At 39.0% G+C, this 16,172-nt stretch carries 12 protein-coding genes; 3 read left to right on the plus strand and 9 right to left on the minus strand.

The window, feature by feature from the left end:
* Nucleotides 1–11: 11 nt before the first annotated feature.
* The gene (locus Q0058_RS01905; RefSeq protein ID WP_298221040.1) at nucleotides 12–416 is read right to left on the minus strand and encodes a hypothetical protein; all 405 of its coding nucleotides are present in this window, start codon (nucleotides 414–416) and stop codon (nucleotides 12–14) included.
* Nucleotides 417–771: 355 nt separating this feature from the next.
* On the opposite strand from Q0058_RS01905, the gene Q0058_RS01910 reads away from it, so the two are divergent.
* Nucleotides 772–1,497: an SIMPL domain-containing protein gene (locus tag Q0058_RS01910; protein WP_298221041.1), complete on the plus strand. Its 726-nt coding sequence runs from the start codon at nucleotides 772–774 to the stop codon at nucleotides 1,495–1,497.
* A gap of 101 nt (nucleotides 1,498–1,598) precedes the next feature.
* Here Q0058_RS01910 and Q0058_RS01915 read toward each other — a convergent pair whose 3' ends face one another.
* Nucleotides 1,599–2,180, minus strand: a complete 582-nt coding sequence (locus tag Q0058_RS01915) for a helix-turn-helix transcriptional regulator (RefSeq protein WP_298221042.1) — start codon at nucleotides 2,178–2,180, stop codon at nucleotides 1,599–1,601.
* 188 nt (nucleotides 2,181–2,368) lie between these two features.
* Here Q0058_RS01915 and Q0058_RS01920 point away from each other — a divergent pair, with 188 nt between their 5' ends.
* Both Q0058_RS01920 and Q0058_RS01925 read left to right on the plus strand, forming a co-directional pair.
* Nucleotides 2,369–3,070, plus strand: coding sequence for a response regulator (locus Q0058_RS01920; protein WP_298221043.1), 702 nt, complete (start codon nucleotides 2,369–2,371; stop codon nucleotides 3,068–3,070).
* Nucleotides 3,067–4,146, plus strand: a complete 1,080-nt coding sequence (locus Q0058_RS01925) for a hypothetical protein (protein ID WP_298221044.1) — start codon at nucleotides 3,067–3,069, stop codon at nucleotides 4,144–4,146. Before Q0058_RS01920 ends, Q0058_RS01925 begins: the two co-directional genes overlap by 4 nt.
* A gap of 166 nt (nucleotides 4,147–4,312) precedes the next feature.
* On the opposite strand, the gene Q0058_RS01930 is transcribed toward Q0058_RS01925, so the two are convergent.
* The 7 genes from Q0058_RS01930 to gldF all read right to left on the minus strand — a co-directional run bounded on the left by Q0058_RS01930 (nucleotide 4,313) and on the right by gldF (nucleotide 16,018).
* The gene (locus Q0058_RS01930) at nucleotides 4,313–5,689 is read right to left on the minus strand and encodes a T9SS type A sorting domain-containing protein (protein ID WP_298221045.1); all 1,377 of its coding nucleotides are present in this window, start codon (nucleotides 5,687–5,689) and stop codon (nucleotides 4,313–4,315) included.
* Between the two features lie 11 nt (nucleotides 5,690–5,700).
* Nucleotides 5,701–7,686: a T9SS type A sorting domain-containing protein gene (locus Q0058_RS01935; protein WP_298221046.1), complete on the minus strand. Its 1,986-nt coding sequence runs from the start codon at nucleotides 7,684–7,686 to the stop codon at nucleotides 5,701–5,703.
* A gap of 11 nt (nucleotides 7,687–7,697) precedes the next feature.
* Entirely contained in the window at nucleotides 7,698–9,617 is a 1,920-nt protein-coding gene (locus Q0058_RS01940; protein WP_298221047.1) for a choice-of-anchor J domain-containing protein, read from the minus strand.
* A gap of 10 nt (nucleotides 9,618–9,627) precedes the next feature.
* Complete coding sequence (locus Q0058_RS01945) at nucleotides 9,628–12,207, minus strand: T9SS type A sorting domain-containing protein (protein WP_298221048.1); 2,580 nt, start codon at nucleotides 12,205–12,207, stop codon at nucleotides 9,628–9,630.
* Between the two features lie 181 nt (nucleotides 12,208–12,388).
* On the minus strand, nucleotides 12,389–13,507 hold the full coding sequence (gene dnaN, locus Q0058_RS01950; protein ID WP_298221049.1) for a DNA polymerase III subunit beta: 1,119 nt from the start codon (nucleotides 13,505–13,507) through the stop codon (nucleotides 12,389–12,391).
* A 100-nt stretch (nucleotides 13,508–13,607) separates the two neighbouring features.
* A complete protein-coding gene (gene gldG, locus Q0058_RS01955; protein ID WP_298221050.1) occupies nucleotides 13,608–15,293 on the minus strand; it encodes a gliding motility-associated ABC transporter substrate-binding protein GldG in 1,686 nt (561 codons plus the stop codon).
* Complete coding sequence (gldF, locus tag Q0058_RS01960; RefSeq protein WP_298221051.1) at nucleotides 15,293–16,018, minus strand: gliding motility-associated ABC transporter permease subunit GldF; 726 nt, start codon at nucleotides 16,016–16,018, stop codon at nucleotides 15,293–15,295. The genes gldG and gldF overlap by 1 nt, the downstream gene beginning before the upstream one ends.
* Nucleotides 16,019–16,172: the final 154 nt, after the last annotated feature.

Here is a 16,172-nt window from a genome sequence, read left to right on the forward strand (position 1 = left end):
TTATTATGGAACTATTCGAGAATTTCGGAACCTATTTCAGCCATTTTTTTCTGTTGTTTGGTACTGCATATTTTTTTCAATTTGACCCATTGCCGATAACGGATCCATTCCAAATGGTATTGTTCATCAGCGATATACCTCGTCAAATCAGCGATTGTGGCTTCATCCGGATGTACTGCGAAGATATTCTCGTTGAGATGCTCCTGATGGGTTTTGATGGTTGCCTCAATGTCGGATTCAGTTTTTACGAATTCTGATTGTAAGGCGTCAAATTCTTTCTTTTGAATATCGGTCAATTGCAATTCTTTTTTCAATTTCTCCAACGAATCGGTTTGTGGAGGCATTGCTGATTTTTCCGAAAAACTTAATTTCCACAATAAAAACCCGTTTATGATGAAACTCAATATCAATAGCATAAGCAATAGTTGAAGCGCGTATTTGTTGGAATGAAGATGCATGAATTGATTTGAATTGGTTGGTCATTCTTGGCATTATTGCAGCTTCATTCTTTAAATTTAAGTAAAAGAAACCGCCTATTCATAGACGGTTTTTATATCACATGGTTTAATTCAAAATAAAAATACCTGCTTTATTTTCATAAAACAGATTTTTTAGTGGTGAAATTTTAATTACAACTGCACAACTTCTCAGCCGTCTTACTTTCCTTAGAAACAATTTCCCATCCTTTTTTTCGTTCTAAAATTAAAGGCTGCAAAGCACCGTTGACGCGGTTGCTATTGTGGAATTATGAACCACTAATTCCTTCTCATCATGAAAAATCTTCTTTTTCTTCTGTTGTTGTTTTTGAATTGTAGTGTTGATGCACAAACCAACAATTCAAACGAAATTGTTTCTGACGGGCATGCCGTCATTAAGATTGCACCCGACATCGCTATTCTGACCATTACTGTCGATAAAGACAACGACTCTGAGCTCACGGCGATTAAAGATTTGAACACGGAGATGCAGCGTTTACAGCAATCCTTAGCTACCATCGGATTTAAGAAAGAACACATCAAGATCGCCGAATATACCATTTCGAAAGACCGTTATAATGGCGACGAGCAAAAAAAATACCGCGCCACGAATGTGCTGAGAATCGTATTTCCGCTCGACAATCGGTTGATCGACGCTTTTTATCAGCAAGTGCAACTGGCCAATCATAAGGATACGGATGTGGCTTTTGATACCCAGTTGTCGTCTGAACTCGAAAATACGATCCGATTAAAACTCGTAGCTGCTGCGATTGCTGACGCCAAGACCAATGCCGACAATATTGCGAAAGCCTTAAACGTGGCGATTCATGGCGTGAAAAAAGTCAGTAAATATAACGATCGCGTCTTTGAGGACCGATCGTATAAAAAAAGCGGATTGGTGGCTGCTGCGTGTTTGGTCGAGCGCTCGCCTAATCCGAAAACCGCTTTTGATCAATTGGATGTCGAAGAAAAAGAATTGGTCGAGGACATCACCATCACTTTTGAAATTGTGAAAGTGTAAGCGTATAGCAATGCTAACGGGCAAGAGGTTAGCATTGACTTAAGAAATTGGACTGTATAAAAAAAGCGAGCATTGGTCTCGCTTTTCTTTTACGATAGTACTTAGGTCGCATTCTCTGCTTTTCTGGATTCTAAAAATAATTGCTCAAGTACCAAAAGTTGCTGTTGGCGTCGCAGTTTGGTAAGCGTATCCGAAAATTCCGCTTCGCGTTCCGGCGTTGCTTTGGAGGCAATAGTCTGGCGCAGCTGTGCATTCGCGTTTTTATAGGCTTGGTGTGTACTCAAAAAGTCGCTCAGGTGCAACAACCGGGCTTGCGCTTCTTGCTTTTTGGCGACCCTGGCGATTTTACGAGCGATGACCAACTGCTGGTATTCGTTCTCCTGCATTTGCCGTTGAAGCTGATCGTTCGTTATTTTTTGTGGCGTGATATTGCTTTTGGCAGCAGCATCATACGATTGCATGTGGGCGAGTAGCGCAGCGAGTAATTCTTTGGCGTGGAGCGGGAGGTCGCGTTGGCCTGATTCGTACATCGACCACTGGCTTCTGCTGACACCCAATAGCATCGCGGCTTCGTGTTGCGAAAGACCGAGTAGGGCGGTGAGGGTAGTTTGTTTTTTCATGATGCAAGTTCTTTTTGTGTCAAAATTTTCGAGGCAAATATTTTGCCACGGTTTTTGTGTCAAATTTTTTGAACTGAAAATTTTGACACAGAAGTTGTGGCCATTTTTAAATTTTAAAAATTTTGACACAAAGAAGCGCGACGGTAAAAAAAATAAAGATTAGTTGCAGAACGTTGTTTGGGATAAATTTGGTATTTTTGGAGGGACGATTACTTTTGAGAACTGAGTTTTTTTAGACTTAGCAAATCGTTATGAGCAATTTTACAGAACTAAATAGAAAACAAGAGCATATGGAATGGATAATAGCAAATAAAGAATGGATTTTTAGTGGTGTTGGAGTTTTTTTAATTGGCTTAATTATTAATTTCTTTTTTAATAAAAATAGTGATAATGAAAGTCTTGGATTAACAAAAATAAGGGCAACAATAAATCCTGAATTTAATACAGAAATTAAACCCGAAATAAAAAATGAAATAAATATTACGAATAATCTTAATGGTGAAAATAAACAAGAAAATCTTGTACCAAAAAGTGCCTCGTCAACAAAAGACGAATTAGATACTAGAAAAAAACTAACGAATATTCTATTTGTTGATGATGACACAAAATTTAAAATAATTAAAATTTTAAATGTTGCTGGATGGATTAATACTAAAATTGTCAAAGATATTGAAAACCCAGATTCTGATTTAGTTAAGAATTCACATATTCTTTTTGTAGATATTAATGGTGTTGGAATCAAAATGGGGTTTAGTGACGAAGGACTTGGTTTGGCAAATTATTTAAAGAAAAAATATCCTGAAAAGAAAGTAATTCTATACTCTACAGAATCTGCAGGAAATAGATTTCACGAAGCATTAAGAAAAGTTGATGATTTCCTTTATAAAAATGCTGACCCATCAGAATTTCAAGAAATTATTGAACAATTTAGTGCCGAAGTAGAGTTGAAATGAGAATACAATTAAAAAATAAAAATAGAATCAATTTGCATTCAGACTTTTCTGCGGAATGTTCTGCGTGTATCAATAATTGTTCTTCACTTACAATAAAGGTTAAATGCCCAGTTCATGAAGACCAAAGAAGAATTGGTTTTAAAGAGAATGAATTAGGCGAAGTTTTTTGTTGTTCAAATTCAAAAGATTATTATTCCAGCTCTAAAACGTTCATAAACAAACTTGAATCAATTCTATTTGGGTTAAAAGAAATTGAGCTCATCAAAGAAAAATTAAATCTTGACTCGCAAAAATTAATTCATAATTTGACCAAAACAAATGGTCATAACATACAAGAATTATATGCAGTAGTTCCTCAAGAATTATTAACCCAAAATTTAAACCAGCAATTAGAATCTATTCAAAAAAAATTAATCGAAAATCCAGAAGAAGCTGCAAGAACTTTTTTAAGAATTGCAAAAAATAATGCTGCTATGAAAGCAGAATTTTCTGTCATCAATAAATTAATGGAAGGTGAAACTAGAATCAGAAATAGAAGGCATCAAATTAGAAAAGTTACTCTAAATTTATTTCATATCTTTTTTCAAGATTTCAAGGATTTAAACGTTTATGTACAATTTGAAGAAAACGATGATTATTTGATATTTGATTATGAAATTTTACATGTTGCATTATACCACTTAATTGATAATTCAACAAAATATATACGCCCAAATTCAACCTTATTCGTGAAATTTCAGAAAGACAAAGATGATTTTTACCTAAAATTAGAAATGTCTTCATTAAAAATCACCAATGATGAAAAAAGAAATTTATTTCAAGAAGGTTTTTCGGGTTTAATAGCAATAAAATTAGGTAAGTCAGGAAAAGGGCTTGGTTTAGGAACTACAGCAAAAATTTTGGAATTAAATAATGCCGAATTAATTATTGAAAATAATATTAATCCGAATAAATCAATCAAAGAAAAAGGAATTGAGTATGAGGAAAACACATTTATTATTAAATTCAAAAACTACGCACAACAGCGATTTCACGAGATTGGTGCTATTGTGGAATTACCAAAGACTAACAACTAGTTTGCAAAATAGAAAATACCTTGCTCCGAAATCTCCAACCTCGCGAAGCCACGTACCCTCAGCAAAAATTACCAATCTAGTTGCAAAAGAACTCGCTGGTTTTCGATTCATTGCCCATAGCCCTAATTGAACCTAATAAATAATGCAATTCAAACCTAAAGACTTTCTAAAGCTTCACAAATTTCTTAATCGTTTTACTTCCATCAGAAACAATTTCCATAAAATACGTTCCGGTTTTTAAAGCACTGACGTCAATGGCTGAGGAAGTATTGATTTCATTCTCGGTCAGTGTTTTGACCAATTGCCCTAACGGATTGTATAGATTGATTTCATTGATACTGAACCCGGTTTCAAAATGGACATTCAAAATACCAGTCGTCGGATTTGGCGTCAACGTTACTTGTTTGCTGGAAACAGCCTGATTTCCAAGTGTGCAATCGCTGACTACCGTTGCGTTGCTGCCGAATGCGTCTGCTGCGGAGGAAACCTCAATGACATCGGCACAAATTGAAGTAAGTACCGGATTATTTGAAATATAAAAGCTAGTAAAGTATTGCTGCTGACCGTTCTTTACGTTCAGAGATTGCAGGTTAGGATTATTGTTTAATTTAAAAAAATATTCCGACGGATCTATATCTTGTGGTGTCGTTAATACATTTGAAAGGTCTAAGGAAACTAGATTAGTATCATCAATAGTAAATGATATTATGGTGGAGTTCGGCAGAAAAGAGAGTGATGTGTACAAATTCCCCGAAATATTGAGCCTTCCATCAAATGAAAACCTTGGAACAATAAAATTGGCTAGTTGATTATAAGAAACATCGAGCCACCAAAAATCATTAGTTCCGCTTGTCAGATCTAATGCGGTCAATAGATTTCGCGAGCAAATAAAGGTTTCAAAAGAATTACCAGAGGGAACGTTTAAAGATGTTAGTAGATTATCAGAGCAATTCAATTCATAGAGACCCGGAACATTCACCAAACTAAGTGTGGTAAGTTGGTTTTGCGGACAAAGTACTGAACCCAGTTGTGGTTTATTGCTAATATTAAGAGAAGTCAATTGGTTATTATTGCAAGTAAAAAACTCTAACTGATTTAAGGCATTGATATCCAACGTGCTTAATTGATTATAACCGCAATTCAATGATCCTAAATTCGAAAGATTTGACAAATTCAAAGTCGTTAGAAAGTTATTGGAACACCTCAGGGATCTGAGCCCATTAACACCATTCAGGTCTAAGCTTTGAAGATTATTATTGGAACAATCCAACTGACGTAAATTTGAAAAAGAAGCAATACCGTCTAATGATGCAATACTTGAATTTTTAACGTCTAGGCCGCGAATTAGCAAAGCCTCACTCACTTGAATTTCTCCATCATTATTCATATCAACGTCAGTGGTTGGAGCTGAATTTCCAACTAAATCCGCACAGATCGTATTCAACAATACATTCTTAAAATTCGCATCCGGAATGGTCACAATCTGCCCAAAGGACGCCAACGAAAAAAAAGTTAATAATATCGGGAAGTAGTTTTTTTTCATGATCTTGGTTTTTATAGTTTTATAAATTTCTTAGTCGATTTGCCTTGTTCCGCATCGACTTCAATAAAATAAGTTCCGCTTTTTAATGACGCTACATCAATGGCAATGTTTTTTTCGGCGCTGTGATTATCGATGGTTTTTACCAATTGCCCTAAAGTGTTATAGATTGTTACAGATTTTAAATAGGCTCCTTTCGAAACAACAACATTGACCAAGTTTTTCGCCGGATTCGGATAAAGCGTAACAACATTCTTATCGTAATTTTGAGTTCCCAACAAGGTATAATAAGCCGTAGTTGCCGAATTGGTCAGTATCGGAAGATTGAAGTCAAAATAAATTTTCGCTTCGTTAGCCATTGATTCTCCTGAATTCATACTTCCTTCGATTGGTTTGATCTTAAACGAGACATAGCCATGGCTTCCCGGTTCGTCTGAAGTGGAATCGGGCAAGTTGATGTTGTCGAAAGTAAACTCCAGTTTGTTATTCTCTTCAAGCGTGGCTCTGTAGGGATGACTAGCACCAATAATTTCTAAAGTGCTTTTATCAAAACGTTCGTCGAGCCTATCGGTGATGCGCACTTTTTCTGCCGCCTCATTGCCTGTATTCTGGAAACGAATCGTATAAGTGAGGTATTCCATAGGCGGTTCAATCTGAGTGATAAGGCTTGATACGCTGATGTCATTAGGGTCGAAAGAACCTCTGACGACTTGCGTCAAATTCGATTGATTGTCGTCAGGATTGCTGTCTGTAGCTGCGTTCAAATTGATGTGCGCTGAAAAATCCAATAAATCGCCCACATTCACCGGCGGGGTTTCTGAAGGCGCATTGACATTCATCTTAAAAGAAATGTAACGCGTTTCAAAGGGCGCCATATTATTGAAATCCCAGGTGATCAATCCTTCTGAAATCGATGCGACTGCCGGATCCGCTCCCAAATAATCAAGTCTTGTGTCATCAAAATTTAAAGTAACCTGACCAGACAAGGGCACGGTGCCTTTATTTTTATAATACATAAAATAAAGCGTATCAAAACCCGGACGTGGTGGGGTTCCGGTGACCAAATTGACCGAGAGATCCGGGAAAACAGCGTTGGGTGTAATGCAGAAATCGATATTTTCTACATTGCCTGTTCCTGCATAAGTAGTATTGGCTGTGGCCGGGCTAATTGTGTAATAAGGGTTGGAAAATTGTGGTGTTAAAGTGAGATTGTCATCATAAGTAATGGCGCTATAACGGCCACCAGCACTATAAGTTCTAAAACTCGGTATGCCGTTTTTTGTTATTTTTATTGGAATACTGGCGCCGATGTCTGAAGCATCACAGCCATTACCCGCCAAATCATACTTGACATTTCCTGCAATGCGGTTTGGATTTTCGCCACAGTCTAAAACGCAATCTGTTGTTACCACCACATTACTTTCAACAAAAAAAGCACCTTCTTCGCCAACATCACAACAAAGTGTCTGCAAAGATATTGGAAACTGAAACGAAGGCGGGCCTGGTGGCGTATTTGGCAAAGAATTTCTGCCGATACTCCATGTTGAAATCACATTGTTCTTAATTGAAATGTAAGTCAGATTCGGATTGTTTTCCGCATACAATATTGTAGCCACCGTCCCACAAAGATTGATTTCGGTGAGCAGGTTGTTATTGCAGCGGACGGTTTTCAGATGATGTAAGGTATGCAAGTCAACTGCCGTCACGAAATTGCCACTGAAATCCAAAAAGGTTACATTCGTGAAATATTCAAGCCCGGTAAGGTCGGTAATTTGAAGACTATTAGGCCAGATTATAGTAACTGCCAGTGCTTCATTCTGATCGATTTCGCCATCTTGGTTTGCATCGGCAACAGCATCCGGAATCCAGTCACCGTTTGTCTCTACCGTGTTTTGGGTGAGCAGATAATTTTTAAAATTCGCATCGGGAATGTTGATGATTTGCCCGTAAAAATTAAAGGAAAGACAAAAAATGAATAACGAAAAGTAAAGTTTTTTCATAGCAATAGCGTTTAAAGTTTCACAAACTTCTTAGTTGTTTTCCCTTGACTGGACTGGATTTCCATAAAGTAAGTTCCGGCTTTCAATGCTGACAAATCGATTGTTGTTGAAGCACTTAGGGTATTCGAAGATACGGAATTAACCATTTGCCCCAAAAGATTGTATAAGATAATTGATTGAATGACAGCCGTATTATCTGCTTTTACGGTGATTGAATTTTGTGCCGGATTTGGATAGATTGTAAAATCGCTACTATCGAAAAGGTTCGTAGCCAAAGTAGCCACAGTAGTTGAAGTCGTATTGGTGATGATGGGGAAGTTGAAATCAAAATAAATCGAAGCTGTGTTTTCAATCACACTGCCAATGCCGACGGTTGCGGCCGGTTTGATCTTGAAAGCTACGAAACCATGGCTTGCTTCTTCGTTGACTATTGATGATGGCAAATTGATATTGTCAAAAGCGAATTCCAGTTTATTGTTTCTTAAAGTCGTTTGGCAAGGATGGCTCGAAGCAATCATCTCGAAAGTAGCCGGGTCTAAGTTTTCAGTCAGGATATCGCGCACCACGACCTTCAAAGCGTCAGCAGTTCCGATATTCTGGAAACGGATTATGTAATGCAAATAGTCATCCACTTTGGCAATGTCAATCACGCTGCCTTCGGTGACGATTTTGTCGTTGGGGTCATGGGATGCTTCCACGATCTGACTTAATGAACTCGTATTGTCGTTGGGCGTATCATCGGTTTGTGAGGTGGTGATAGCAGCACTAGAATTGACAACATCTCCTATGTTCACTGCGGGAATGTCAGTCGGTGTATTTAAATTTAATGCAATGCCGCCAATCCTCCTGGTTTCAAAAGGTTTCAAATCAGTAAAATTCCAACTCAGTGTTCCTGCAGACTGCGCATCAACGGCGGGGTAAGATGAAGGTGATGTATACTCTAATATTGCATCATCAAAATGGAAAGTGACGGTTCCAGATTGAAGTTGATTGCCTTTGTTTTTATAGACTATGTCGTACCAGATCGTAAAACCCGGAGCCAAATTCCAACGCGGAAGTAAAGTGATCTCTAAATCAGGATGCACTCCATTGGGAGCAATACAAAAATTGGCCGTTTCTGCATTTCCCAAAGTAGCGAAGTTATAGGTATAGCTACTAGGTGTAATCGTAAAATAACCTCCGATATTCGGATTGGGTGCCAGCGTAAAAGTATTGTTTAAAGAAGTATAAGAGTAATTTCCCTCGGCAGAAGTGAATACCCGATCCGTACCAGCAGCAGATTGTGCATCAATAGGAATGTGGTCGAACAAAGTTGTCGAATCAGCATCGCAAAGACCATTCATGGAATACTGCGCCAAACCCCCAACCACATTGGTCGGCCCAACAGTAACGTTGTCCACGAGCCAACGATCTCCACTCACCACCAAAGTGGGTTGCACAGTAATCCGAACAAACGCTAAATAAACCGTTTGCCCAACGTAAGCATCAAGCGAAACTACTTTCTGTTCGTAGGTCAAAGCCGGACTGCTAAGATCTGTTTCACCCCACGAATCAAGGACTGAAAAACTGCTCAGATCAGACTGTGAGGTCGTTGATACCCTAATTTGGTATAGCGTTGTGGCATCATCACCTATAAGACTTTGACGGTTGAAAAAGGTCAGCGGCGTATGGGCAGCCACGGTAATCGCAGGCGTGATCAACCAATATCCGGCTGTGCTTTGCGGCGTGTTAAACCGGTCAATAAAAGCACAATTCGATCCTTCGTAAGCCGGGAATGGAGGGCGGTTCAATTTCCAAGAGTCGGTTCCGGAACCGGTGTTGGCGGTAATCCAGCCAGGCGGAGGAAATACAGCGCCTTCGAATCCTTCAAAGAATTGGGCTTGGGTCTGCAGCCCCACGATCAGAACGAGAATCAGGTATATTTTTTTCATAATCGGTTGTTTATAGTTTTATAAATTTTTTAGTTGTTTTTCCTTGGTCGGAATTGATTTCCATAAAGTAAGTTCCAGCGTTCAATGAGGATACATCGATTGCTGTTGAAGCACTTAACGTATTCAAAGATAAGGTTTTTATGATTTGCCCCAAAGGATTGTATATCTTAATGGAAAGGATTTTAATCGCTTTCGCAGTATTTACATTGATCGTATTTTTTGAAGGATTCGGATGCAAAGTAAAAAAAGCATCTTGTCCAAAACCATCTGTTTTTAGTAAGGAATAAAAATAGGTTGAAGTGGTATTGGTAGGCACAGGAGCATTAAAATCAAAATAAATATCGGCTTTATTCTCTACCGTCTGCGCTTGTTGTAGGGTCGACACCGGTTTGATTTTGAAAGTGACATAACCATGGCTGGCTTCTTCATCATTGATCGATGCGGGTAAGTTGATGCCTTCAAAAATAAACTCTATTTTTTTGGTGAACTTATTATAGCGACTTTGATACGGGTGGCTTGCGGACACCATTTGCAGAGTATCATCATTGAGTTTGTCCGACAAAATATCCGCCACCACCACATTTTCAGCGGCGTAAGTTCCCATATTTTGAAAGCGGATCGTATAGTATAAATAATTCTTGTCCGGTGCATCGTAAGCATACGATAAAACAGAAACTTGTTTGTCGTTCGGATCCCATGAGCCCACGACAACTTGTTCGAGATTGTTGTCATTGTCTGCAAGATTTTCATCTGTAGCGCTAGAACTGATATTGGCATGTAAAATCAAAATGCTTCCCGCATTTACCGCGGGTGTTTCTAAAGGTGAATTAACATTCATTCTAACAGTAATCTCGCGGCTTTCAAAAGGGGCTAAATTCGAAAAATTCCAAGCGATTAGACCATTTGCTATCGTGTTTGGCGTTGTAGAAGCCGTTACATAATCGGTAACATCGTCTTGAAAATCGAGCGTTACATTTCCGGATTGTGTCGTAGTGCCTTTGTTTTTATAGATAATTTTATAAGTAGCGTCAAAACCTGGTCGTGCAGGCGTTGTTGCAAACAAATTTACTTCCAAATCTGGGTGAATACCATTGGGCGTGATGCAGAAATTGGCGGTTTCGGTTTCGTTTACCGCTGTAAAAGAAAAATTTGAAGTATAAGAAGCCGGAGTAACCGTAAAATAAGGGTTTTCAAATTGAGGTGTCAGGGTTATATTGCCATAATTGGTATACGTTGCATAGTCGCCATTGATATCGGTAAAACCTTTTCCAAGATCCAAAGTTGAGCGATTGAATTGAATTGGAATATATACTCCTGGTTCATCGCTGGCGTTGCAACCGTTCGCATCCATATCCAATTTGATGTTGCCTCTAATGGTGTTGTAATCACCGCCAGGAGTAAAAGAACAATAGCTTGAGAACTGAATATTTGGATTGTTGGAATTCGCCACTGATTCGAGCAACGAAGGGTCTTCCAATTCAGATTCATCCACACAAATAAATTCAAGCGCAGTATTGTTGGTTAATGTGAAATAACACCAGTGTGGTGAATCCGGTGCGCAAAAATCGGGTGCTCCATTTTTTAAATTGAGGTATTTCAGGTTCAGATTGTTATTGATGAAGTATTCCTCAGCATCAAAAGGGTTGTCTGGAAATAATAATTCTAGTGAAGTCAAGTTGGTGTTTTGGCAATTAAAACTGCCAATAGGATGTGCTGGTAAAGTTATCGAGGTATATAAATTTCCGGAAATGTTAAGCAAGCCTTCGGTAAAATTACTAATAGGCGAAATTTCTAAACTGCTCAATTGGTTGTAGGCAACGGATAATCTCCAGAGATTTAATGCGCTCAGATCGAGTTGCGTCAATTGATTGTAGGCGCAAAATAAATCTGTAATACTGTTGGGCAATGTCAAATGTGTCAACTGATTGTAATTGCAGCTAAGAATCTTCAAGTTAGGCGGCAAATCAGATGCGTTGATCGAAGTGATGAGGTTGTTGTCACAAACTACACTTTCTAAATTGGTGTTGTTGAGGTTCAAACTGGTAATGGAATTGTATCCAACATCCAGATAGCGAAGATTGGGAACATTAGTAATAGCATCTAGATTGGTAAGTCCGTTTCCAGAAAGATCCAAGCTTCGCAGATCGGGTGCGTCAAAAATAAAATCAAGGTTATTAAGATGATTCCCCGGAGCGTAAAAATAGGTAACATTCGGACCTAGCACTATTGAAGTCAATTGGTTGGCCGAACACTGAATTGAAGTCAGAAAGTTGAGGTTACCGAAATTTAGAGCAACCAAATCATTGAAATTTAGATTAATTTCTCTCAGATTTGTAAAAAATTGAACCCCATCCAAAGAAGCGATATGAGCCGATTGCAAATTAAGCGATTGTATTTGCACGGCTTCACTCTCTTGTATTTCTCCATCATTATTGATGTCAACATCGATATTGTTATTGCTTCCGGATTGTAATGATGCACAATTCGTATTCACCAAACGATTCTTAAAATTCGCATCGGGAATGGTTACAATCTGGCCATAAAAGGGAAACGAAGTCACCAACAGCAAAAAAGCGTAAAAATTTCTCATAATCTCTTAAGTTATAAATCAATAACAAACTTCTCGGCTTGCTTATATAAAGTTACGTTTTTATCCGCTGATGGTAGCTTTGTGATTTAGAATTCGATGTGTTTGGATTAGAATTCGAACCGCATAAAAAAACCGCAATCTCAAAGAAACTGCGGTTTTGGTATAAAAGGTTGGTAAGGTTTTAATTGTTGAGCATCACCGGCATCACGAGCATCGTTACGGTTTCTCCGTCTTCCAAGCCGTCAACAGGCGTAAGGATTCCGGCGCGGTTTGGCAACGACATTTCGAGCATAATCATATCCGATTGTAAGTTCGTCAACATTTCTGTAAGAAAACGCGAGTTGAATCCAATTTGCATATCATCGCCTTGGTAATCACAAGTCAATCTTTCTTCTGCTTTGTTCGAGTAATCGATATCTTCAGCGGAAATGTTGAGTTCTGCTCCGGCAATCTTTAATCTGATTTGGTGTGTTGTTTTGTTCGAGAAAATCGCCACACGACGCACAGAATTCAAAAACTGTGTTCTGTCAATCATCAGTTTGTTTGGATTTTCCTTTGGAATAACGGCTTCGTAATTCGGATATTTTCCGTCAATCAAGCGGCACATCAACACATAATTGTCAAAAGAGAAGGTCGCATTCGAATCGTTGTATTCAATTTTGATTTCAGCATCAGAAGTTCCTAAAATACTTTTAAGAATATTCAATGGTTTTTTCGGCATAATGAAATCAGCAACTTGTGAAGCTATCACATCAGTTCTTGCATATTTCACCAATTTGTGTGCGTCTGTCGCTACGAAAATCAAACCTTCCGGTGAGAATTGGAAAAACACACCCGACATTACCGGACGCAAATCATCGTTTCCGGCCGCGAAAATCGTTTTGCTGATCGCGGTCGCCAACACATCGGCTGGCACCAAAGTCGTTGACGGATTGTCAAGATTCACAGATTTTGGAAATTCTTCTCCCGGAGCATAAGCCAAAGCATATTTTCCAGAATTGGAACTAATTTCTATCGTGCTGTTTTCCTCAACGGTAAACGTCAATGGTTGCTCTGGAAACGTTTTCAAAATCTCGAGCAATAATTTCGCTGGAACCGCCACGCTGCCTTTGCTTGTCGAATCGATTTCTAAGGTCGCTGACATCGTGGTTTCCAAATCAGAAGCAGAAACGGTTAGTGTTTTGCTGTCCAATTCGAATAAGAAATTATCTAAAATGGGTAAAGTATTGCTGCTGTTGATGACACTTCCCAATACTTGAAGTTGTTTTAATAAGTACGAACTCGATACTATAAATTTCATTTGCTCTTAATTTTTTGATCGGATGTTTTTAAAGTCTCTAGAACATCCATTTTACAAATATATCCTAAACTCCTAAATAACAAAAAGAATTTTATTAACATTAGCGGCCGTAGCGTCTTTTTCTGAGAAATGTGAACACGAATCCGAAAATCGCGAGCACCACTATTGGAAGTCCGACAGTTATCCATTGCGTCCGCGTGTAATTGCTGTAGACTTTTTCCTTGTCAAGCAGCGGCAGGTTGACTTCCTTGCTGCGAATGTTAATAAGTCCGGTGTCGTCTAGCAGGTAATTCACGCAATTCATCATGAATTCCTTGTTGCCGTAGAGTTTGTTCGTCCATTTGTCGTAGCCTAATTCTAAAGGCTGGAAGTTTTTGTCAAGTTGGTTCCGGACTAAATCGCCATCGGAAATCACGATCATTTTGTTGTCTTTTCCGACAGGCATGAAGGTTTTTTCGTTGAAAGGCATGACGCGATTCTCATAAACCGAATGGAATTTCCCTTCAAGCAAAACCGCCAAAGGAATGTTGCCCGTGTTTTTGAAATCGCTTTGTTCCGGACGTTCCGAAACCATATTCAGATTGACTTCGACCGGCGCGCCGACCAATTTCGAATAAGGCGAAGATTTTAGTAAAACCGTTTTCTTGATGCCGTTTTTAAGCGTATCCATACCATTGGCGAACTCAAATTTAAGCGCATCGACATTGGTCACAATCGGGTTTTTCGAAGCCGGATAAACCAAAGGCGAATAAAACCAAGGATATTGAGTGTATTGCGTCGCGCTGCCTTGTTCACCCGTAGCCAAAGCAATCGGTGTGGCCATGACATCTTTAACCAAAGTAGGGTTGATGCGCACGCCGTATTTGAAGAACATATCGTTCAGGTTCAGATCGAATGGAAATGCTAAAGTTGCGCCCGAATCGTTATACAAACTGTCCATTTCAATGTTGACTTGGTCTACTAACCATAAGGTTTTTCCGCCATTCATGACGAATTGGTCTAAGACTAATTTTTCTTCGTCAGTAAATTTTTCGGTAGGTTTGGCGATGATGGCCAAATCGTATTTCTTGAGATAATTCAGACTTTCATTAGGTTTTTTAGCGACTGAATCTAAGGTGAATGTTCCGATGAAATAATTCTCGCGAACCTGTTTGATGAAATCCGCCAACAGCAAATCGTGCATTTCGCCATTGCCTTTGATTACGGCGACTTTTTTCTCTTTGGCTTTCGCTATCGTATTGAACGCATTCGCAAAAGCATATTCAAGATGCTGCACCGAACTCACAACTTTCTCCGCCGTAGAAGCGCCCATAATGTTTTTGAGTAAAGGCACCTTGGTACTTTTACCGTGATAAGTTGCAATCGCCCAAGGGAAAACGACTTCCTGGGTTTGTTTGCCTTTATCGTCAACGGTAACGTTTACGGGTGTTAGACCACGTTCTATGAAAGATTGCATAATCGTGTCGCGTTCTTCGTCGTTTTCAATCGGATTGACAAACTGGAACGTGATATTTTTGTTGTAAGCTTTGAATTCCTCTAAAATCTGTTGCGTTTCAGTTTGTAGTTTTTTGAATTCACCCGGAAACTGACCTTTTAAAAACACATCGATGATCAGCGGTTCTTTGACTTCTTTGAGGATATTCAATGAGGTTTTCGAAAGTGTGTATCGATGATCCTGCGTCAAATCGAAACGATAGAAAAACTTGCTGCCAATGCCATTGAGGATCAGCAAAAAAGCAATCGTGAACAATACGGTTTTGATGTTTTTATTTTTTACTGGCACCATTAGTTCTTCAGCGATTTTAATTTGAAAACAGTAAATGAGAGGAAAGCCACAGTGATGCTCAAAAAGTACATTACATCGCGGGTATCAATAACGCCGCGGCTCATGCTTTTGAAATGGTTGTCCATGCCGAATGCCGAAATTAAATTTTCAGCGTTTGGCAAATAAGTCGCCAAGCCGTCAAAAGCGAAGTATAAGAAGAAGCATAAAAAAACCGAAAGTATGAACGCTACAATCTGGTTTTCCGAAAGCGTCGAAGTGAAAATCCCAATCGCGGAATATGATGCGATCAAAAACAACAACCCGAAATAAGAACCCATCGTGCTGCCTAAATCGATATTGCCTTCAGGCATGCCGAGTGTCGAAATCACATAAACATAAATTAAAGTTGGGATAATCGCAATCACAATCAACAACATCGCACCTAAAAATTTTCCATTCACAATTTGCCACAGGCTCAAAGGTTTAGTCAAAAGTAATTCAAGTGTCCCTTGTTTTTTTTCATCGGAGAAACTGCGCATCGTGACGGCCGGAATCAGGAAGATCAAAATCCACGGGGCAATCGTAAAAAACGGGCTCATATCGGCAAATCCGCTGTTGAGGATGTTATAATCGCCCTCAAAAACCCAAAGGAACAAACCGTTGAGCAGCAAGAAGATCGCAATCACCAGATAACCGATTGGCGATCCGAAAAAGGATTTTATTTCACGTAAGAGTATTGCTTTCATTTTTCGTTATTGAATTGCAAATTTAATTTTTTTTAGACACGCTTCGCTTAAGACACGTTACACTTAAGACCGCTTCGCTGTTGGACACCTTTCGTTATATATTCGCTTTATGTCCAAAGCCCGTAGGGCGTGTCCTGAGCGAAGCGTGTCCAAA

The sequence above is a fragment of the Flavobacterium sp. genome (genome assembly GCF_027484705.1).
Lineage (GTDB): Bacteria > Bacteroidota > Bacteroidia > Flavobacteriales > Flavobacteriaceae > Flavobacterium.